We start from the raw sequence: 18,653 nt of genomic DNA, 5'->3' as shown, positions 1-18,653 counted from the left end.
TGATTTTTACGGATGCAGATGAAACCCCGGTAAGCCCCTGTGCTTGCTGGGGTTTTTTTGTTTGCGCGGGATTTTTGCGTCCTGCTAAGGCGTCGGACGCTATCTGGATACCATTGCGGTGGCGGCGGACGGCATGGTCATCGGCGCAGCACTGATCGCGGGGGAGCAGTTCGAAGAACGCGCGGCACATCACGGGCGCATCGACGCCCGCGGACTTGCCCCGGTTTCTCTTTTCGTTGGGTATCCAACGCAGCTGGGGCTTGGAGTCCTTCGAGACGACCAAGGTGATCGTTGGGTTTACCCCTGCCAGCTAGCTGGCAGGTGCATGCGAGGCGGAGTGCCTTTGCCTGGGATACACACCCATCCGGCTTATAGCATGGCCATGCGCGTACGCATCAGTTGCGCCTGCCTGCGGGAAATCTCGATGGTCTTTCCCGATTCAAGCGTCGCGTCCAAGCCGCCATTGGCACCGTTGCCGATGTTGACGATGGCGTCGAGGCGCACGATCTCAGCGCGGTTCACCCGCAGGAAGTGGCCAGGATCCAGCCGCTGCTCCAGCCGCGCGATGGTGCCCACAATGAGAGCCGCGCCATGCCGGCAATGCACGCCGACGTAATTCCCCACGCTTTCGAAGCGCTCGATCTCGCGCAGCCGCACGACTCTGCCTACGTCGTTGAACTTGAGGATGATGGCGAAATCAAGCGGCAGGCAATCGGTGCGTTGATGAACTTTGCTGCCGCCGAGCCGGGTGACGGCGCGCGCCAAGCCTTCGGGCGATATCGGCTTGAGGAGGTAGTCGACCGCGTTGATCTCGAAGGCTTCGGTGGCAAAAGCGCTGTGCGCGGTGCAGAAGACTACGCGGAGCTGATCGGGCAGGCGCCGCGCCAGACCCATGCCGGATTCGCCAGGCATGTCCATATCAAGGAACACCACGTCGGTACGCAGGCTGGCGAGCAGCGTATTGGCTTCTGCCGCGTCCTTGGCTTCACCGACGATCTCCACCGTGGGATGTGCCTGGAGCAGGCGACGCAGTTCGGCACGCGCGATGCGCTCGTCATCCACCACGAGGGCCTTGATCATGCTGGCAGCTCCATGCGTAGGCGGAATAGATCCGATTCCCTCTGGTGCGCCAATCGAGCCAGCCCATTGCTGCTCAGCAAAAGCCGCTCTCGTAGATTTTTCAGGCCGATGCCTGTGCTCTGTACGCTGCTGGGTTGGTCGTAGCTGTTGGTGATCTCAAGCAGCCAGTGGCGGCCGGAACGCCTCGCTTCCACACGTACCCACCCGGGCGCTGCATTCGGAGCGATGCCATGTTTGACTGCATTCTCCACCGCTGTAAGCACCGTGAGTGTGGGCAGCAGGAAAGCTTCGCAGTCTGCCGCGATGTGAAAGCTGTAGGACAGCCTCGGTTCCAGGCGGACCAGTTCGATTTCCAGGTAGTCGCGTGCCATTCGGCACTCATCACGGAGCGACTGGTGGGTGTCTTCGTGCATTCCAAGCTGCACCCGCAGCAGGTCGGACAGGCGCGTGATCAATTGTGACGCACGGTCGATGTCTTCGTACATCAGGCCCCGGATGGAGTTGAACGCGTTGAACAGGAAATGTGGACCCATCTGGCGGGTAAGCTGCCAAAGGCGGGCGTGGTTCACTTTGCGCTGCAGCTCGCGGCGCGCGGCGATCGCTTTCCAGCCCAAGTAGACGGCCGCCCATAGCACGTAGGCCATCAGCGCGTTGATCACCTGCATGGCGAACAGCTGCCAGCCGGACAAGGTGATGCCGAACTCCGAAGTGCCGGTATGGAAACGGATTTCCTGGATAGGCCCGCGCGCGCCAGAGAGCATGGTGACAAGATCGGTGAAACATACCGACAGCGCCGCGCATGCCATCAGGGCCACCATCAGTCCGACCCAAGTCAGCAAGGTCGCTCGATTGCGCACGAACCCGACCTGCAGCAGCGGGCGGACCAGCACGTGGGTTAGCAGCAGCAGCACGACGGCATCGCTGGCGGCGCCCAGCAGCGCGAAGCTGCGCTGGGCTCCGCCGAACTGTGCCGCCGACTGCAGCACCTGCACGGTGATAAACACCGAACCCACCGAGTTGATGGTCTGCAGCACCCAGTACGGCTGGGAGGCGTGTCGGATCGAATGCCACCAACGGCCCAGGAAGGTGCCGGCTCGAAGCGTGGGGGACTGCCCGCCAGCGGTCAGTCTCCCACTGGAAAGGCGCTCCTGTCTCTGGACCCCGATCGAAAGCTCATCCATGTCGAGAATCTCCTTTTTGTAGGTGGATTGTGCACCCGGAGCCGATTTCTGGCCACTCTTCATGTCGTGTTCAGACCGCTCATCCTGTTTTTTCACCAGTCGAGCAAGGGTGCGTGCCCGCCAGCACGCCTCGTAGGTAGTGTTGGCGTCGCCAGCCCACAGGAAGAACGCACATGGATACCTCCCTTCCGGCCTCGCAGGCCCTGCTCTCGATCTTCACCGAGCCACGCCGTGTGTTCGACGCGATACCTCAGCGCAACATGGCGTTGCTGCCCGTGGGGCTTGCCGTGCTGGGGAACGTCGCGCTCTGGGTCTGGTACTACCAGATGGTCGACTTCGCCTGGCTGCAGGAGCGTCTAATCGCCCAGAACGTGGCGCTCGTGGATGATGCCTCGCGGCAGGCGGCGCAGTCCGTACTGAGCAGAAGCAGCCTGCTTGCGCTCTCGGTGGCTGGCGCGTTGGTCGCCGTTCCTGCGCTACTGGCCGCCATGGCGGCTTACTTCCTGATTGCGGGCAAGGTGCTGGGTCAGGGGCGCAGCTACCGTCAGTGGTTCGGGTTCGTTGCATGGGGTACCGCGCCGACGCTGCTGCTGATCCCCGTGATGGCCTTGCAGATCGCACTTGCGCGCAGCAACCAACTGGCACCAGAGGCGCTGAATCCACTTTCGCTGAATCAATTGCTCGTGCACGCCACTGAAACGTCACCCTGGCACGGCCTGCTGAACAGTCTGAATCTGACCACAGTGTGGAGCGTTGGCCTGCTGGCGATCGGACTGCGCCACTGGACCGGTCGCTCTTGGCCAACCGCCGTCGCAGCAGCATTGCTGCCCTTCGCGGCGACCTACGCGTGCTGGGCGGTAAAGATCGCGGCGGTGGGGGCTTGACATGAAGATTCGTGCTTGGGGCGCGCTGGCGGTGGCTGCGGTGGTATCGGTTCCCGTACTGGCGCATTGGCGAGGCGGCGTGCAGGGTAAGCCGGTGTTTACCGAGCAGGCCCAGACGCGCGAGATCCAGGCGTCCATCCTGACGTCGGGTACGATGGTCTACGAACACCAGGCCCTGCTGTCGCCGGAAATCATCGGTCGTGTGCAGCGTGTACTAGTGCGCGAAGGCGACCGGGTTGAAAAAGGCCAGATACTGCTGCAGCTCGACGATGAGACTCTGCGTGCGGAGGTCCAGCAGCAGCAGGCGGTGGTTGCCCAGCAGCGCACCGCAGTGGAGCGCCAGCAGGTGGAACTGGCGGCCGCGCGGCGCCAGGCCCGACGCATGGACCAACTGTTCGACGCTCGGTTGATCGATGCCCGGATGCACGAACAGGAAAACCAAGCGGCCCAGGTCGCGGGCATCACGTTGCAGTCGGCACGGGAACAACTGCGGCAGTCAATGGCCCAGCTGGAGCAGGTGCAGCAGCGGCAGGCAAAGGCCACGGTACGTGCGCCCATGTCCGGCGTGGTCGTCGCGCTGGCAATCAAGGAAGGTGAAACCGCCGTGCCGAGTGCCTCGGGCATCGCAGGTTCGAGCCTGCTGACGATTGCCGACCCGGCCACGCTGATCACCGAGGTCAACGTAGATGAAGCAGACATTCCGCGTGTGCAAGTTGGTCAGCAGGCTGCGGTGTTCGCCGCCGGCGATCCGGACGCCGCAGTGCGCGCCGAGGTCGTCCACATCGCGCTGACCCCCCGGGTCCCCACGCCCGGGGTACCCGTCACCGGACGCAACTACACGGTGCGCCTGCGTTTTGAGGCGGACTCAAGACTGACGCTGCGTCCGGGTATGTCCTGTCGTGCCGAGATATATACGGTGACCGCTGCCGATGCCTTGGCCGTACCGCTGCAGGCGGTGCTGAGCAGCAACTCGGAGACGGCTGATCCAGGATCGCGCGAAGCGGGACAGTCCTATGTCTACGTTTCGGAAGGCAACCTAGCGCTGCGCCGGGTGGTGACCACCGGACTATCCGATGATCGTTACCAGCAGATCCGGAGCGGGCTTGCCGTTGGTGACCGTGTAATTGTGGGGCCTTACCGTGAACTCCGCCATCTGCGCAACGGGGATCCGCTGCGCGTGCCCGAGGAACCTCGGCAATGACCCATTCTTCCGCACCGCTGCTGGAACTGAACGGCATCCGTAAGGAGTACCAGATGGGCGGAGAAACCATCGTCGCGTTGGACGAAGTTCACCTGCAGGTGGCGCGTGGCGAATCTGTGGCGTTCATTGGTGCCTCCGGTGCCGGCAAGTCGACGCTGCTGAACATACTAGGGTGCTTGGACCGGCCCACGGCGGGAACCTACCACCTGAACGGCCAGGACGTGGCAAGCCTGGACGAGAACGGATTGGCACGCTTGCGCAACCGCGAGATCGGTTTCATCTTCCAGAATTTTCAGCTGCTGCCGCGTGCCAGCGCACTAGACAACGTCGCACACCCGCTGCTGTACCGAGCGATGAAGCCGGCCCAGCGCCGCGAACGGGCCCGCCACGCTCTGCAGCGGGTAGGGCTCGCTGATCGCGCTTCGCATCTACCCAGCCAATTGTCCGGTGGCCAGCGCCAGCGTGTGGCAATTGCGCGCGCGCTTTGTGGAGAGCCCTCGATCTTGCTGGCCGACGAGCCGACCGGAAACCTTGATTCGCGCACCGGAGAAGCCATTTTGGCACTGTTCCACGAGCTGCTGCTGGACGGACACACGCTGCTGGTGGTGACTCATGAGTCTGCCGTCGCCGAACGCTGCGGACGCGTCTTGAGCGTTGCCGACGGGCGCTTGGCACAGCAACCGCCCGCACAGAGGCCCGCGCATGCGCATGCTGCTTGATGTCTGTGGCACTGCTCTGGGCAGTATCCGGGCGCACGGTTTCCGCAGCCTGTTGACCATCTTGGGCATCGTCATCGGCGTCGCTGCTGTGATCGCCGTGGTAGCGGTGATGTCCGGGCTTTCGCAGTCCATCACCCAGCGCTTTTCCGGACTGGGCGGCGACAGCCTCACCGTGCAGTCGCATACACCACTGTCACTGTCCATGCAGGGCCGCCGCAACCGACTGACGCTGAGGGATTACGAGTTCATCGTCGAGCATATCGAAGAGATTCAGGAGGTCTCACCTCTGTTCATGGCCTTCGGCGACTTCGGAAGTGAAGTCGCCATCCGTGGCAAGACCGGCTTCACGCGTGTGCTTGCCACGACCGAGGGCTATCAGGATTCGCGACAGGTATTTCCACGTTTGGGACGTTTCATCAGCAGCCATGACGACCGATCGCGCCGCCGGGTCTGCGTGATCGGTGAAAAAGTGCGCCAGTCGCTGGATATCCAAGGAAACCCGGTAGGTCAGTTCCTTTCCATTGCGGGCGAGCCCTTCCTGATCATCGGCGTGATGGAGCCGAGGGGCGAGATATTCGGTTTCAGCCAGGACGACTATGTCGTGATTCCTTTCAACACCGGACTGGCTGTCAGTGACGGCAGCCAACCGGATGTCAGCATCACCCTGAAGGTGGCATCGCTGGACGCAGTGGATCAGGCGGCACAGCGAATCACCGGTTTGCTCCGCCAGTTGCACCGGCTTAAGCCGGGCCAGCCGAATGATTTCAAGGTGCAGACAGCCGCTGAACTTAACGCGTCCTTCGCGGAGATTGTACGCATGACCGGCGTGGTACTGGCGGCGATGGTGAGTGTGTCGCTGCTGGTGGGAGGCATCGGGATCATGAACATCATGCTGGTTTCGGTAACCGAGCGTACCCGTGAGATCGGTGTGGCAAAGGCACTGGGTGCTCCCTCTCGGCGGATCCTGCAGCAGTTTCTCATTGAGGCGACCTTGCTGGCTTTGGGGGGCGGAGTGCTTGGTGTCGCGCTGGGATACGCGATCGGCTTGCTGGTGAGTACGTTGCTGCCCGGAGTTGGATCGGCAGTGGTGCCGTGGTGGGCGGTGGCGCTCAGCGTGACGTTCTCCACCGCCGTAGGACTCTTGTTTGGGCTGTTACCAGCGGCGAAGGCTGCACGGCTAGATCCCATTACGGCATTGAGATACGAGTGACCCGGCACGCGCAGAAGGTGCCCGGCGATTCGGCAGGAAACGGCATGGATATGCCGTCAGGAGCAGCAGACGCAGGGATGCGGCCACTACCATCAACCCAAGGAGCAATACTATGAACATCCGTCAGATTCCTTCGCTCGACATGGACGTGGGTATGCCCAGCTCGCGCACGCAGAACAGCCTGTTGGAGCCAGTAACGCTGGCGATCCTAATTGCAATCGCTGTGCTCGATACCGCCACTGCCATCTGAGGCCCATCACATGCATATCAACAAGATTCCGAGCCTGGAAATGGACGTCGCAATCGTGGGTTCGGAAACCCAGGATTCCACCGTTGGCGGCGTGTGTGTGATCGTCGGCGTGGTGGCCGGCGTGATGATCAACCAGCAGTCCCACGAAGTACTCGCCTGACCCCTCACGGCCGGGCCATCGTGGCCCGGCTGATCTCAAGGAGCGACAAATGGACATGCCTTCTTTCTCCGCAGTACCCCGCTTGAGCATGGATGTCGGCATCGTCGGCACCGAGGTCCAAGACTCGACCGCCGGTGGCGTCTGCGTGGCAGTAGGGATCATCGCGGGCGTCTTCATAAACACCAATACCGAGGTCGCAGCAAGCATCGAGTGACGTTCGGGCGGGGCAGCACGGGCTGCCTCGCCACCCTGTCTGGCCTACGGTCAGACCCAGGACTACGCTGAAAAGGATGATCGAGTGGAAAACAGCAAATTCTTCCTGTCGGAATATGCCGACAACCCCACCGAGCAGGCGCGTTTCTTTGGCTCGGCCCGAAGCGCCAACGATCGTCATCGTGAGCTCGGCGAAATTGCGCTACTGAAGTCCTCCATTGCCGCACTTGAGCAGCCGACTTTTGAGCAGATGCTGCCTCACTTCCAGCGATTTCTTGCTTCCGATGCCATCGCCGGCTTCTTCCGAAACGAAGTGCAGAGCTCGCTGGAGAGTGACATCCACCAGGCGCAAGGGCAGAGCATCGATAACGAGGCCATGACCGGTCTGCAGTTCATCGACACCGACAGCTTCGCCGTTGCCACGGTGGTCGCCGACCCCACTTCTGTGGCGTTCAAGAAGTTCAATAACCGCCTCAAACCCAGCTCGATCATGATGACGCCGAAGGACCTCCTGGTGCGGTTCATCCGGGCTGGCGGTGCAGTGGTGACGGTTTTTTCGTGCGATGCCATCACCGACGAGGCGCCAGCCACTGCTTCCATGCATTGTAACAACTCGCGTACGTTCCACGTGCAGGACGGTGACGAACTGATCCTGCGCGCCGGCCGCGATTCGTTCACGTTCGAAAGCTCCGATTCGGTGGTCTGCTTTGCCCAGGCCTATGCCAAGCATTCACCTGCGTCGGTGATGCCGGAGTTCGATTCGAAAACGCTGGGATTGATCGGCCTGTCGGCAACCAATGACAAGTCCTCGCGGATCCAGATGATGGCGACAATCCTGCGGCTTTTTGGCCATGCCGAAGCCTTCGAATCCTGCCTGCCGTTCCTTCGGCACGACGATTACTTCGTCCGCTGGTATGTAATGCGTGAACTGCTAGCGATCGACGCCGAGCGCGCGTGGCCGCTGGTGGAAAGAATGGCTGTGGACGATTCCCATCCGGACGTTCGTTCCACTGCCAGGCGCACCCTTGATCTCTTCCATTCCGCCATCGCTGCCTGATCAGGAGTATTGTCATGCCTATCGTGATCGATTCCCGACAAAACATCAGCCTTCAGCTTGAAGAGCTGATCGAACGCCTCGACGTCGACCTGGACACGCGTTGCCACGACAGCATATCCGCCGCGGCGGCCGGCCTGCAGGGGTTGGCCAATAACCGGACCTTCCTAGCGGACCGGGTGGCGGCTGAACTCAAGGACCTGGCGACCATGCAGCGTGGCAACACCTACACGCCGCAGGTGGTGATGCTGCACCTTGATCCCCGCAAGAATTACTTCCTGCGCGCCAATATCTGGCCAAGCGCGGAGGACGCTGTCATGCAGGCCAGCGGGCCGGATCCGTTCTTCTATCACAAGCCGCATGACCACAATTTCAACTTTCTCACGGTGGGCTATCACGGCCCGGGCTACTGGAGCGATTACTACGAGTACGATTACGACCAGGTGGCCGGCTATCCAGGCGAGGACATGGGGCTGCGCTTCATCGAACGCTCGGCACTGAGTGCGGGAAAGACGATGCTCTACCGCGCCTTCGTGGATGTGCACGATCAGTTACCGGCCGAGGAGCTTTCGATTTCCCTGAACATCATGGAGAACACGCTGCGTCCAGTGGTGACAGACCAGTACGCTGCCGATACGGTCAGCGGAGTGATCAAGAAGATGGTCAACCGAAACAACATGGTATGCGTGTTGTCGGTGGCCGCTGCCATCGGCGACGAGAACACCGTGGAGATCGTCGACCATATCTCCCGCAGACACGTGAATCCGCGGATCCGTTTTGCTGCGCTGAAGAGCATGGGTTCGCGCGTGCACAACCCAGACCAGCGCATCGAGCTGCTTAGCCATGGCCTGGATGATGCGTCGCTCCTAGTGCGTGAATCGGCTAAGGCTGAGATCCGCAAGGTGATGGCGCCACGAGCGGAGACGGAACATGCCCGCGCTTGAGGTCGAGGCGGTCCACAAGCGCTATGCGGGCTTCGCATTGCAGCCGACATCGTTCAAGGTCGACCCCGGTGAGGTTTTCGCGGTGCTGGGGCTCAACGGCGCAGGCAAGTCAACGCTGCTGCGCACCATCGCCGGTACGGTGCTGCCCGATGGTGGTCATATCCGCGTCAATGGTACGCAGCGGCGCCCCGGCGTTCCGGATCCGTCGTTGAGTGTGGTGCTCGATGGCGGGCGCAGCCTCTACTGGAAGATGTCAGTTCGCGAGAACATCGACTACTTCGGTGCACTCAAAGGCGCGCTTCGGAGATCGCGGCGCGCACGCCGCGACGAGGTGCTTGAGCGGGCAGGGCTGACGGAAAAGGGCGACAGTCTGGTTGGCACGTTGTCACGCGGCATGCAGCAACGGTTGGTACTTGCGATCGCGGTAATGTGCGATCCGAGGGTACTGCTGCTGGACGAACCTACCCTTGGTGTGGATCTGGTACACGAAAAGGTAATCCTGCAGAGTATCGAAATGCTGCGTGACCGTGGCTGCGCCATCGTGCTGACATCCCACCAGCTGGAATTCGTGCAGCGCCTAGCCAGTCGGGCACTTCTGATCGACAACGGCAGGCCAGGTTCACCGCAAAGCATCGATTCCATACGGGCCGAGCTAGGACGTAAGATCCTAGAGGTGGTGTTGGAGGAAGTACCGGCAGACTCGGTAGTCGAGCGGCTTCACGCGCTGGGGGCGTCGGTGCACGCATTCAGCGTACGAGCCGATGCCACGGTGACATCGCTTTACAGCGTCCTGGAAACGCTGCAGCCAGCACCGATCGTGTCCTGCAACTTCGGTCACGCAAGTCTGCGTGAAGTGATGGAAAGCCTGAGCTCGAGGAGAGTGGCATGATCTACCTGCTGCAGATGGAACTAGGTCGCTCATTGCTGCAGATGCGTCGCTACCCGCTGGAGACGGTTCTCTCCTTCCTGATCCTTACCGGCATGTTTTTTGGCATCGCGTATGGTTCCACAGCCGCGTTCGGCAGTACTGTACCTGCCACCTACGCGGCCGGGATCACCATGCTGTCCTTCATCGGCTGGATGTTGTGCATGGGATTGTTGTCCGGGCCAGCGTCCGAACTGGAGGCGGAAGCCCAGAGTGGTACGGTGGAGCAGCTGTTCACCGGTGGCCATGCACTGACCCGTATCCTAATGGTACGCATGCTGGCAAGCGTGATGGTGACCGGCGCGATCGTCGCGGTAATTGCGCTGGTGGCGGGCAGGGTGGCACACCTCACGCTTGCGCCGGCCGCCTTCGCTTCGCTGGGCCTTGCGGTGATCACGGCGGCTGGGGGCGGCTTCGCGATGGCGGGTTGTGCGCTGGTATTCAAGAAGACCCGATCCATCGCGTTGCTGCTTACCTTCGGTCTCATGCCGGTGATGATGGCCGACAGTGCCGCACAATGGATCGACCGGCTGCCCGCAGCGTTGCTTCTGCCTTTCGTCGGGTCGATGGGGCTGGCCAAGGGGGCGATCCTAGATCCGGCCGGCTGGAGCTGGTCGGCTTTCGCATTGGCATCGCTGGCATCGTGCGGCTATTTTGGTGCGGGACTGCTGTTCTTTTCACGGATGCGACGCGTTGCCATGCGTCGTGGCACGATTGGCCACTATTAAAGGGAGTGACGGCATGCGACTGACCGACCAGGAACTCAAGCACGTTCTCAATGTCGACTGGGGAATGCGGTTCTGGCGCTGGTTCCGTTGGGTGCTGCTGGTCATCCTGGCAGTAGCCGCGACCGGTGGTCATACCGGCCTGATGAAGCAGGCACCGAATGCGTGGCTGATCGCCGGCGCGGTCTATCTGCTGGTCGCCTGGCCGGGGCTCTGCCGCGCGTATGTCTATCGGTCGCTGCGGCGCATGATCGAGGCTGACCCGGAGGCGCGGGAGCAGCTGCGCCAGGCGATGCACCGCCGGCGATGAGCGGATGCCTGCCGCGCGGCGGCGCTGACTTCCCGCAGCCCGGTGAACGCGATTGCGTGGCAGGCCGCCCTCCCATCGCACGCACGCGGCGACAGGCAGTACGCGCGTTGTGCCCCGCAACATGCGTTTTCGTGCACCGCGTCTTGCAAAAAAACGATCTCCTCCTCTATGGTGCAATCGATTGCATTGCAGCGGATCGTCAGCGTTTGATACCGGTTGGGAGGCCGGAAGACGGATGTCCATCCATTCGATCAGACCGGCGCCGGCATCGGGGCCGGGGCTCACGCGGCGTGATGCACTGCGCCTGGCGGCCGCCGCGAGCCTTGGGCTGGGTGCTGCGGGCGTGCTGCCGGCGTTTGCCGCCGCCGCGCCGCTCAAGGGCAACCTGAAGCACGCCGTCGCCCGCTGGACCTTTCCGCAGCAGTCGGTCGCCCAGCTGTGCAGGACGGTGCAGGACATCGGGTTCGCCGCCATTGATCTGGTCGGCCCGGAGGACTGGCCCACGCTGAAGGCCCATGGGGTGGACAGTTCGATGTGCAACGGCGCGGAGCTGGGCCTGACCAAGGGCTTTGCCGGCCGCGAGTTCCACGATCAACTGGTGGAGCGCTACACGCGGCACATTGATCTGGTGGCCGATGCCGGCTACCGCAACCTCATCTGCTTCTCCGGCAATCGCAACGGCATGGACCCCGAGGAAGGCATGGCCCATGCCGAGGCGGGGCTCAAACGCATCCTCCGGCATGCCGAGAAACGCAACGTCGTGCTGGTGATGGAGCTGCTGAACTCCAGGGTCGATCATCCCGACTACCTCTGCGACACCTCCGCCTGGGGCGTCGAGCTGTGCCAACGGATCGGCTCGGATCATTTCGGCCTGCTCTACGACATCTACCACATGCAGATCATGGAGGGCGACATCATCGCCACCATCGGCAGGCATCACGCCTGCTTCAAGCATTACCACACCGCGGGCGTGCCTGGCCGGCACGAGATCGGAGACCAGCAGGAACTCCACTATCCCGCCATCTGTCGCGCGATCCGCGACACCGGTTTCGACGGGTATCTGGCGCAGGAATTCATGCCTGCGGCGCCAGATCCCGTCGGCTCGCTGCGCGAGGCGATCCGCCTCTGCGACGTCTGAAACGATATCCACCTAGGTGAAACAGACCCATGGCAGACAATCATTACGACGCCATCGTCGTTGGCTCGGGAATCAGTGGCGGTTGGGCGGCAAAGGAGCTGACCGAGAAGGGCCTCAAAGTCCTGATGCTGGAACGGGGCCGCAACATCGAGCACGTGAAGGACTACGTCAACGCGATGAAGGAGCCGTGGGACTTCCCGCATCGTAACCGGCCAACCCAGGCGATGAAGGCCGCGTTCCCGGTACTGATGCGCGACTACGCGCTGGCCGAGAACCTGCAGGGGATGTGGGCCGACGAACAGGAATCGCCCTACATCGAGACCAAACGATTCGACTGGTTCCGCGGCTACCACGTCGGGGGGCGCTCGCTGATGTGGGGCCGGCAGAGCTATCGCTTCTCCGATCTGGATTTCGAAGCGAATCTCAAGGAGGGCATCGCGACCGACTGGCCGATCCGCTACGCCGACATCGCGCCGTGGTATGACCACGTGGAGAAATTTGCCGGGATCGCCGGCACACGCGAAGGGCTGGACGTGCTGCCGGACGGCGAGTTCCTGCCGCCGATCCCGTTGAACGTCGTCGAGAAGGACGTGGCCGCGCGGATCAAAAAGGCCTTCGGCGGCACCCGGCACATGATCCACTCGCGCACGGCGAACATCACCAAGCCGATGCCCGAGCAGGGCCGAGTCAACTGCCAGTACCGCAACAAATGCATCCTCGGCTGTCCCTTCGGGGCCTATTTCTCCACCCAGGCAGCGACGCTGCCGGCGGCGATGAAGACAGGCAACCTGACCTTGCGGCCGTTCTCCATCGTCAAGGAAGTGCTCTACGACAAGGACCGCAAGCGCGCGCGGGGCGTGGAAGTCATCGACGCCGAGACCGGCCAGACTTACCAGTACACGGCCAAGGTCATCTTCCTCAACGCCTCCTCCTTCAACTCGACCTGGCTGCTGATGAACTCGGCCACCGATGTATGGGAGGGCGGGCTGGGCTCTTCGTCCGGCGAACTGGGGCACAACGTGATGGACCATCATTTCGGTGCGGGCGCCTCCGGCCGGGTCGAAGGCTACGAGGACAAGTACTACTTCGGCCGACGTCCCTGCGGCTTCTATATTCCGCGTTTCCGCAACGTTGCCGAGGAAAAGCGCGGCTACCTGCGGGGATTCGGCTACCAGGGCGGCGCAAGCCGCACGGGGTGGTCGCGCGAAATCGCCGAACTGAACATCGGTGCCGACCTGAAGGAGGCGCTGACCGTACCCGGCGACTGGCGCATCGGCATGACCGGGTTCGGCGAGATGCTGCCGCACCACGACAACACGATCCGCCTCGACCGGGACCGCGAGGACAAATGGGGACTGCCGGTGCTGGCGATGGATGTAGCCATGCGCGCCAACGAGCTGGCCATGCGCAAGGACATGGCCGCCGATGCTGCCGAGATGCTGGAGGCCGCCGGCGTCAAGGACGTGGAGATGCACGACAACGACTATGCCCCGGGCAAGGGCATCCATGAAATGGGCACCGCGCGCATGGGGCGTGACCGCAGGAACTCCGTGCTGAACCAGCACAACCAGGTCTGGGATGCGCCCAACGTCTATGTCACCGACGGCGCCTGCATGACCTCCAGCGCGTGCGTGAATCCGTCGCTGACCTATATGGCGCTGACCGCGCGGGCCGCCGACCACGCTGTGCGCGAACTGAAAGCGGGGAATCTCTGATGGACCGCCGCGAACTGCTGAAGATGATCGTCGCCGCCACCGGTGCGGCCATGATCGGCCTGCCCGCGCTCGGTCAGGCACAGGCTCCTGCCGCAGGGCCGAAGACGCCCTTCTCCGACGCGGATGTCGGCACGCTGGACGAGATCGCCGAGACCATCCTGCCGCGTACGAAAACGCCGGGGGCGAAAGACGCAGGCGCCGGTGCGTTCATGGCGACGTTCGTCAGCGACTGCTACACCGCTCGGCAGCAGGCGTCGTTCCGCGCCGGCCTGGCCGATATCGACAAACGCGCGGGCGGTCGCTTCGCTTCACTTGCGCCGCAGGCCCGCACCGAGCTGCTGCGCGCGCTGGATGCTGAGGCCAGGAAGCACGCAGTCGAGGTCACCGAGACCGGCACCGCCGAAGCAGGCGAGCCGATGCCGCACTACTTCACGATGTTCAAGCAGCTGACCATCTTCGGTTTCTTCACCTCCAAGGTCGGCGCGACCGAGGTGCTGAAGTATGTCGCCGTGCCGGGCCGCTATGACGGCGACCTCGCCTATGTTCCCGGTACGCCCGCCTGGGGGACCAGCTGATGGATCACGCGATGAAGATCACGCCTCTATTGATCGCCGCCGGCGTGCTGGCCGCTGCACCGGCATTCGCGCAGGCCGGTGCCGATCCCGCGCGCGATCCAACGAAGACCGAGGTGTGGACGCCCGTGCCCGCGCGCGTGGCCACGCCGCCGGGCGGCGCGCCCTCCGACGCGGTCGTGCTGTTCGATGGCAGGGATGTCTCCGCCTGGGAGTCGGAGCAGGGGGGGCGCGTGCCTTGGAGCATCGCCGACGGTGCGTTGACTGTGGTTCCCGGCAGCAAGGGCATCCGCACCCGGCAGCGCTTTTGCGACATCCAGTTGCACGTTGAATGGCGCTCGCCCATCGCGACCAAGGGCTTCGACGGCCAGGATCGGGGGAACAGCGGCATCTTCCTGCAGGAACTGTATGAGCTGCAGGTGCTCGACAGTTACAACAATCCGACCTATGCCAATGGCCAGGCCGCCTCGCTCTACAAACAGGCCATGCCGCTGGTGAACGCCTCGCGTGCGCCGGGTGAGTGGCAGGCCTACGACATCATCTGGAAGGCACCGCGCTTCTCGCCGGGCGGCGGGCTCACCTCGCCCGCCCGCATCACCGTGCTGCACAACGGCGTGCTGGTGCAGGACGACACCGTGCTGGCAGGCAAGACCGAATACATCGGTGCGCCATCGTACGCGCCGCATGCGTGTGCGCCGATCTACCTGCAGGAGCACGATTCCAGGGTCAGCTACCGCAACATCTGGGTGCGCGAGCTGTAGCGCCGACACGAAACGGCTGCCGGCGCCGGCGCGGGCAGCCTAGTTCGCCAGGTAGCTGGCGATATCGTCGATCTCCTGGGGCGACAGCTGTGGAAACGGCGGCATCAACCCGCCGCCCTTGCTGATCTTCTCCTTGATCTGCGCCGGCTGCAGCCGCTTGGCGACGTCGGTGAGCGCGGGGAACGTCGGCGGTACACCGGCGCGCTCGGCGCCGTGGCAGGCCGTGCAGTGGGTTGCGTAGAGGGTCGCGCCGGCCGCGGGGTCGTCCTTGGACCACGCCTCAGGGGCAAGCAGCGCACTCGATGCCAGTACGGCGAGGATCGGGATCAGTCTGAAACGCGTATTCAAGCATTACTCCTTCGCTGGCTCGCGCGGCGCGCTGGCGGGCAGGTGTCCGCGCAGGTAGTCCGCGCCGGTCTTGATGGCCTTGGCCGGATCACGCGGCTGGTCGTGCTCGACGATGTACCACTGCACCCCGGCAGCGGCCGCAGCAGGCAGGATCGCGTTCCAGTCCAGCACGCCCTGGCCGACGGCAGCGAAACCGCCCTCGTCTTCGGCCTGGCCCTTGGGTGCATTGTCCTTGGCGTGCACCGCGAACACGTGGCCGCGGAACTTGCCCAGCATCACCACCGGGTCATGACCCGCACGCGCCACCCAGGCCAGGTCCAGCTCGGTCTGCAGGTCGGGGCCGGCAGCGGCGAACAGCAGTTCCAGGCCGGTTTTGCCGTCGAAGTCTACGAGCTCGAAGTCATGGTTGTGGTAGGCCAGCTGCATGCCCTTGGCCCGTGCCTGCGTCGCGATTCCGCCGAGTTCCCGGCCCAGTGCGGTCCAGCCTGCGGCATCGGTGGGTCGATCCTTTTCGTCCAGGTAGGGCACCACCAGCGTCGTGTTGCCGATCGACCGGTTGAAGGCCACCACGCCGTCCAGGTCCCTGCGCAGCTCGGCCAGTTGCACGTGGGACGAGATCGCCTTGATCGAATACCTGTCCAGCAGCTGCTTGAGTTCGGCGGCGCTGACGCCCTGCGTGCCCACCGTTTCCACCGCACCCACGCCCGCCTCATGGACGATCTTCAACTGCTGGTCGAGCGAGCCGGCGTTGCGCAGTGTGTACATCTGCACGGCGATGGGCTTCTGCGGGGTGACGATGTCGTGCGCGAAGGCGGGCAGGGCAGCGAGCAGCAGAGCGAGGATTGCAGTTCCGCGAACAGAGGTGTTCATCAAGAGAGTCTCCCGGGAGTCAGCCGATGGTGGTCCAGGCACGTGTCCTGGCCGATGCGATGACGCGGTCTACGATCCGCGCCGAGCGCAGTCCGTCTTCGAAGGTGGGCAGGCCCTGCGGCCGCTCGCCTTCGATGGCGCGATAGGTGTCGGCGACGAACGCCTCGAAGCAATGGCCGTAGCCCTGCGCGTGCCCGGCCGGCAATACGGACAGCCGGCGCTGTTCGGCACTACCGGCCCCCGGCCCACGCACGAAGGTCTCCTCGCGCTGGTCGGGCAGGCCGATCCACAGCCGCTCGGCGTCCTCCTGGTTGAATGCCACGCTGGACCTGGCGCCATCGATCTCGAACCAGAGGCGATTGTGGCGTCCGGCCGAGACCTGGCTGACCGTCAATGACGCCAGCGTACCCGCACCGGTCCTGAACATCGCTGCTGCTACGTCCTCGCTTGCGACCGCCTGCGTCGCGCCACCGCCCACCGCTGTGGTGAAGCTCTGCCCAGTGTCGGTGCTGCGCTCGGCGATCACCGTGGCGAACGCCGCGCTGACGTCGACGAAACGCTCGCGGCTGACCCATTCCACCAGGTCGCACCAATGCGAGCCGATGTCGGCGAACACGCGCGACGCGCCGCCCAGCGCCGGGTCCACGCGCCAGTTGTTGCTGGCGGGGTCCAGAAGCCAGTCCTGCAGGTAACTGCCGTGGATCAGGTGCAGCGGCCCCAGCTCGCCCTGCGCGATGCGTGCGCGTGCCTCGCGGACCACCGGGTGGTAGCGGTAGACGAAGGGGACCGTGGCGACCAGCCCGGTCGAAGCGGCCAATGCCGCCAGGGCCTCGGCGTCTTCCAGCGTCGTCGCCAGCGGCTTCTCGCAGATCACGTGTTTGCCGGCCTCGAGTGCGGCCTGCGCCATCGGGCGGTGCAGGTGATTGGGCGTACAGATGTGCACGACCTGTACCTGCGGATCGGTGACCACCTCTTCGATGTCACGATAGCCGCGCGGAACATTCCATGACCGCGCCACCTCTTCTGCGCGTTGCGGCGAAGAGGCGACCACGCCGCGGACATCCGCGCCGGCCAGCAGCGCCGCGCGGCGATGTACGGCGCCGATCATGCCCGTGCCCACAAGGGCGATTCCAAGCTTGCGCATCGGGTGGGTTCCTCAGTGCGTGGTGGGCGCGGCGGCAAGCACCGGCCGGTCGCGGAACAGCAGCAGGAAGGCGATCAGCACGACCAGCGCGACGCCGGCCGGGAACAGCCAGATCCGTTGCCAGTCCGGGCCTGCGGCAGTGGTGTAGTGCTCGACCACCGCGCCGGACAGGAACGTACCGATCAACATGCCCACGCCGTACGTGGCCAGGGTGATGAAGCCCTGCGCGCTGCTGCGCGCGGCGGGGCCGGCATGCGCATCGGTGTAGATCTGGCCGGTGACGAAGAAGAAGTCGTAGCAGATGCCGTGCAGCACGATGCCGATCACCAGCAGGGAGAAGCCGCCGCCCGCATCGCCAAAGGCGAACATGGCGTAGCGCACCACCCATGCGGCCATGCCGACCGCCAGCATCGTCTTGACCCCCAGCCGCACGAACAGGAACGGCATCGCCAGCATCAGCAGGACTTCGGAGACCTGTCCAAGCGATTGCAGGCCGGCCGCGCCGCGCACGCCCAGGTCGTTGAGGTACGGGTTGGTGAAGTTGTAGTAGAACGACAGCGGGATGCAGATGGCGATGGATGCCAGGAAGAACACCAGATACGCGCGCGACTTCAGCAGCCGCAGCGAATCCAGGCCCAGGATCTGCCCCAGCCCGGCGTCGCGCTGTTGCGCCAGCGGCGGCGTGTGCGGCAGCGTGAACGCATACAGGCCCAGCGCCAGCGATGCCATCGCCGCCATCTGGAACGTCAGCTCGAGCCGATGCGCCTGTTCCCAGCCCAGCCAGCCGATCAGCACGCCCGCCACGATCCAGCCGACGCTGCCGGCTACCCGCACCAGCGGGAAGTGTTTCTCAGGCGATTGCATGTGCCGCATCGCCACGCTGTTGGCCAGCGCCAGCGTCGGCATGAACAGCAGCATGTACCCCATGACATAGGCGGAGAAGGTGCTGAAGTCCGTCGCCGTGGACGCCAGCCACATCAGCGCGGCACCGGCGAGGTGCAGCACCGCGAGGATGCGCTGCGCCGCGAAGTAGCGATCCGCGATCAGGCCGACCAGGAAGGGCGCGACGATGGCACCGATCGATTGGCTGAGGAACGCCGTCGCCACCTGGCTCGCGCTGGCCTGCAACGGCCCCTGCACCAGGTACGTCCCCAGGGTGACGAACCATGCCCCCCAGATGAAGAACTGCAGAAACATCATCGCGCCCAAGCGCGACATGGTGTGCGTCATGGCTTGCCCTCCCAGGCAG

General features: G+C 63.8%; 22 protein-coding genes. 16 read left to right on the top strand and 6 right to left on the bottom strand.

The features are described from left to right. Positions 1 to 369: 369 nt before the first annotated feature. Positions 370 to 1,080 carry a LytTR family DNA-binding domain-containing protein gene (locus HDC96_RS08650; protein WP_179459547.1) on the bottom strand — a complete coding sequence of 237 codons (711 nt, stop codon included), beginning with the start codon at positions 1,078 to 1,080 and terminating at the stop codon, positions 370 to 372. After that, positions 1,077 to 2,357: a histidine kinase gene (locus HDC96_RS18475; protein ID WP_179459546.1), complete on the bottom strand. Its 1,281-nt coding sequence runs from the start codon at positions 2,355 to 2,357 to the stop codon at positions 1,077 to 1,079. The genes HDC96_RS08650 and HDC96_RS18475 overlap by 4 nt, the downstream gene beginning before the upstream one ends. 77 nt (positions 2,358 to 2,434) lie before the next feature. Here HDC96_RS18475 and HDC96_RS08640 point away from each other — a divergent pair, with 77 nt between their 5' ends. The 16 genes from HDC96_RS08640 (at position 2,435) to HDC96_RS08565 (ending at position 15,042) form a co-directional block, all read left to right on the top strand. Continuing rightward, positions 2,435 to 3,145, top strand: a complete 711-nt coding sequence (locus tag HDC96_RS08640; protein ID WP_179459545.1) for a YIP1 family protein — start codon at positions 2,435 to 2,437, stop codon at positions 3,143 to 3,145. Position 3,146: 1 nt separating this feature from the next. Then, complete coding sequence (locus HDC96_RS08635; RefSeq protein WP_179459544.1) at positions 3,147 to 4,346, top strand: efflux RND transporter periplasmic adaptor subunit; 1,200 nt, start codon at positions 3,147 to 3,149, stop codon at positions 4,344 to 4,346. Then, complete coding sequence (locus tag HDC96_RS08630; protein ID WP_257018617.1) at positions 4,343 to 5,065, top strand: ABC transporter ATP-binding protein; 723 nt, start codon at positions 4,343 to 4,345, stop codon at positions 5,063 to 5,065. Before HDC96_RS08635 ends, HDC96_RS08630 begins: the two co-directional genes overlap by 4 nt. Continuing rightward, the gene (locus tag HDC96_RS08625; RefSeq protein ID WP_179459543.1) at positions 5,049 to 6,275 is read left to right on the top strand and encodes an ABC transporter permease; all 1,227 of its coding nucleotides are present in this window, start codon (positions 5,049 to 5,051) and stop codon (positions 6,273 to 6,275) included. Before HDC96_RS08630 ends, HDC96_RS08625 begins: the two co-directional genes overlap by 17 nt. Positions 6,276 to 6,387: 112 nt before the next feature. Further along, positions 6,388 to 6,525: a hypothetical protein gene (locus HDC96_RS08620; RefSeq protein ID WP_179459542.1), complete on the top strand. Its 138-nt coding sequence runs from the start codon at positions 6,388 to 6,390 to the stop codon at positions 6,523 to 6,525. A gap of 10 nt (positions 6,526 to 6,535) precedes the next feature. After that, positions 6,536 to 6,685, top strand: coding sequence for a hypothetical protein (locus HDC96_RS08615; RefSeq protein WP_179459541.1), 150 nt, complete (start codon positions 6,536 to 6,538; stop codon positions 6,683 to 6,685). A gap of 49 nt (positions 6,686 to 6,734) precedes the next feature. Further along, positions 6,735 to 6,899, top strand: a complete 165-nt coding sequence (locus HDC96_RS08610; RefSeq protein ID WP_179459540.1) for a hypothetical protein — start codon at positions 6,735 to 6,737, stop codon at positions 6,897 to 6,899. A gap of 84 nt (positions 6,900 to 6,983) precedes the next feature. Beyond that, on the top strand, positions 6,984 to 7,955 hold the full coding sequence (locus HDC96_RS18440) for a HEAT repeat domain-containing protein (RefSeq protein ID WP_179459539.1): 972 nt from the start codon (positions 6,984 to 6,986) through the stop codon (positions 7,953 to 7,955). A 14-nt stretch (positions 7,956 to 7,969) separates the two neighbouring features. Then, positions 7,970 to 8,896 (top strand): transposase, encoded by a 927-nt coding sequence (locus tag HDC96_RS08600; RefSeq protein ID WP_179459538.1) that lies wholly within the window; start codon positions 7,970 to 7,972, stop codon positions 8,894 to 8,896. Further along, on the top strand, positions 8,883 to 9,785 hold the full coding sequence (locus HDC96_RS08595) for an ABC transporter ATP-binding protein (protein WP_179459537.1): 903 nt from the start codon (positions 8,883 to 8,885) through the stop codon (positions 9,783 to 9,785). Before HDC96_RS08600 ends, HDC96_RS08595 begins: the two co-directional genes overlap by 14 nt. Beyond that, entirely contained in the window at positions 9,782 to 10,549 is a 768-nt protein-coding gene (locus HDC96_RS08590) for a hypothetical protein (protein ID WP_179459536.1), read from the top strand. The genes HDC96_RS08595 and HDC96_RS08590 overlap by 4 nt, the downstream gene beginning before the upstream one ends. A gap of 13 nt (positions 10,550 to 10,562) precedes the next feature. Further along, a complete protein-coding gene (locus tag HDC96_RS08585; protein WP_179459535.1) occupies positions 10,563 to 10,856 on the top strand; it encodes a hypothetical protein in 294 nt (97 codons plus the stop codon). 235 nt (positions 10,857 to 11,091) lie between these two features. Next, on the top strand, positions 11,092 to 11,994 hold the full coding sequence (locus HDC96_RS08580; protein WP_179459534.1) for a TIM barrel protein: 903 nt from the start codon (positions 11,092 to 11,094) through the stop codon (positions 11,992 to 11,994). A gap of 29 nt (positions 11,995 to 12,023) precedes the next feature. Further along, positions 12,024 to 13,709: a GMC family oxidoreductase gene (locus HDC96_RS08575; protein ID WP_179459533.1), complete on the top strand. Its 1,686-nt coding sequence runs from the start codon at positions 12,024 to 12,026 to the stop codon at positions 13,707 to 13,709. Beyond that, the gene (locus HDC96_RS08570; RefSeq protein ID WP_179459532.1) at positions 13,709 to 14,284 is read left to right on the top strand and encodes a gluconate 2-dehydrogenase subunit 3 family protein; all 576 of its coding nucleotides are present in this window, start codon (positions 13,709 to 13,711) and stop codon (positions 14,282 to 14,284) included. The genes HDC96_RS08575 and HDC96_RS08570 overlap by 1 nt, the downstream gene beginning before the upstream one ends. Then, positions 14,284 to 15,042 (top strand): DUF1080 domain-containing protein, encoded by a 759-nt coding sequence (locus HDC96_RS08565; protein WP_179459531.1) that lies wholly within the window; start codon positions 14,284 to 14,286, stop codon positions 15,040 to 15,042. Before HDC96_RS08570 ends, HDC96_RS08565 begins: the two co-directional genes overlap by 1 nt. A gap of 39 nt (positions 15,043 to 15,081) precedes the next feature. Here HDC96_RS08565 and HDC96_RS08560 read toward each other — a convergent pair whose 3' ends face one another. From HDC96_RS08560 to HDC96_RS08545, 4 genes are read right to left on the bottom strand one after another with little or no spacing between them, the layout of a single operon-like run. Further along, positions 15,082 to 15,372 (bottom strand): cytochrome c, encoded by a 291-nt coding sequence (locus tag HDC96_RS08560; RefSeq protein ID WP_179459661.1) that lies wholly within the window; start codon positions 15,370 to 15,372, stop codon positions 15,082 to 15,084. 21 nt (positions 15,373 to 15,393) lie between these two features. Then, positions 15,394 to 16,260, bottom strand: a complete 867-nt coding sequence (locus HDC96_RS08555) for a sugar phosphate isomerase/epimerase (protein WP_179459530.1) — start codon at positions 16,258 to 16,260, stop codon at positions 15,394 to 15,396. 19 nt (positions 16,261 to 16,279) lie between these two features. After that, positions 16,280 to 17,404: a Gfo/Idh/MocA family oxidoreductase gene (locus HDC96_RS08550; RefSeq protein ID WP_179459529.1), complete on the bottom strand. Its 1,125-nt coding sequence runs from the start codon at positions 17,402 to 17,404 to the stop codon at positions 16,280 to 16,282. Positions 17,405 to 17,416: 12 nt separating this feature from the next. After that, complete coding sequence (locus HDC96_RS08545) at positions 17,417 to 18,634, bottom strand: nucleoside permease (RefSeq protein WP_179459528.1); 1,218 nt, start codon at positions 18,632 to 18,634, stop codon at positions 17,417 to 17,419. Between the last annotated feature and the right edge of the window lie 19 nt (positions 18,635 to 18,653).

It is taken from the genome of Stenotrophomonas sp. JAI102 (genome assembly GCF_013409105.1).
In the GTDB taxonomy this organism is placed as follows: domain Bacteria; phylum Pseudomonadota; class Gammaproteobacteria; order Xanthomonadales; family Xanthomonadaceae; genus Stenotrophomonas; species Stenotrophomonas maltophilia_AA.
Note: the sequence above shows the minus strand (reverse complement) of the source record. Positions and strands in the feature narration are given on the sequence as shown.

Coding starts and splice junctions, on each gene's coding strand:
- HDC96_RS08595 (WP_179459537.1), top strand. CDS start 8,883: ATGCCCGCGCTTGAGGTCGAGGCGGTCCACAAGCGCTATGCGGGCTTC.
- HDC96_RS08545 (WP_179459528.1), bottom strand. CDS start 18,634: ATGACGCACACCATGTCGCGCTTGGGCGCGATGATGTTTCTGCAGTTC.
- HDC96_RS08640 (WP_179459545.1), top strand. CDS start 2,435: ATGGATACCTCCCTTCCGGCCTCGCAGGCCCTGCTCTCGATCTTCACC.
- HDC96_RS08615 (WP_179459541.1), top strand. CDS start 6,536: ATGCATATCAACAAGATTCCGAGCCTGGAAATGGACGTCGCAATCGTG.
- HDC96_RS08600 (WP_179459538.1), top strand. CDS start 7,970: ATGCCTATCGTGATCGATTCCCGACAAAACATCAGCCTTCAGCTTGAA.
- HDC96_RS08620 (WP_179459542.1), top strand. CDS start 6,388: ATGAACATCCGTCAGATTCCTTCGCTCGACATGGACGTGGGTATGCCC.
- HDC96_RS08625 (WP_179459543.1), top strand. CDS start 5,049: ATGCGCATGCTGCTTGATGTCTGTGGCACTGCTCTGGGCAGTATCCGG.
- HDC96_RS08565 (WP_179459531.1), top strand. CDS start 14,284: ATGGATCACGCGATGAAGATCACGCCTCTATTGATCGCCGCCGGCGTG.
- HDC96_RS08650 (WP_179459547.1), bottom strand. CDS start 1,080: ATGATCAAGGCCCTCGTGGTGGATGACGAGCGCATCGCGCGTGCCGAA.
- HDC96_RS08575 (WP_179459533.1), top strand. CDS start 12,024: ATGGCAGACAATCATTACGACGCCATCGTCGTTGGCTCGGGAATCAGT.
- HDC96_RS08570 (WP_179459532.1), top strand. CDS start 13,709: ATGGACCGCCGCGAACTGCTGAAGATGATCGTCGCCGCCACCGGTGCG.
- HDC96_RS08550 (WP_179459529.1), bottom strand. CDS start 17,404: ATGCGCAAGCTTGGAATCGCCCTTGTGGGCACGGGCATGATCGGCGCC.
- HDC96_RS08635 (WP_179459544.1), top strand. CDS start 3,147: ATGAAGATTCGTGCTTGGGGCGCGCTGGCGGTGGCTGCGGTGGTATCG.
- HDC96_RS08585 (WP_179459535.1), top strand. CDS start 10,563: ATGCGACTGACCGACCAGGAACTCAAGCACGTTCTCAATGTCGACTGG.
- HDC96_RS08555 (WP_179459530.1), bottom strand. CDS start 16,260: ATGAACACCTCTGTTCGCGGAACTGCAATCCTCGCTCTGCTGCTCGCT.
- HDC96_RS08630 (WP_257018617.1), top strand. CDS start 4,343: ATGACCCATTCTTCCGCACCGCTGCTGGAACTGAACGGCATCCGTAAG.
- HDC96_RS08580 (WP_179459534.1), top strand. CDS start 11,092: ATGTCCATCCATTCGATCAGACCGGCGCCGGCATCGGGGCCGGGGCTC.
- HDC96_RS08610 (WP_179459540.1), top strand. CDS start 6,735: ATGGACATGCCTTCTTTCTCCGCAGTACCCCGCTTGAGCATGGATGTC.
- HDC96_RS08590 (WP_179459536.1), top strand. CDS start 9,782: ATGATCTACCTGCTGCAGATGGAACTAGGTCGCTCATTGCTGCAGATG.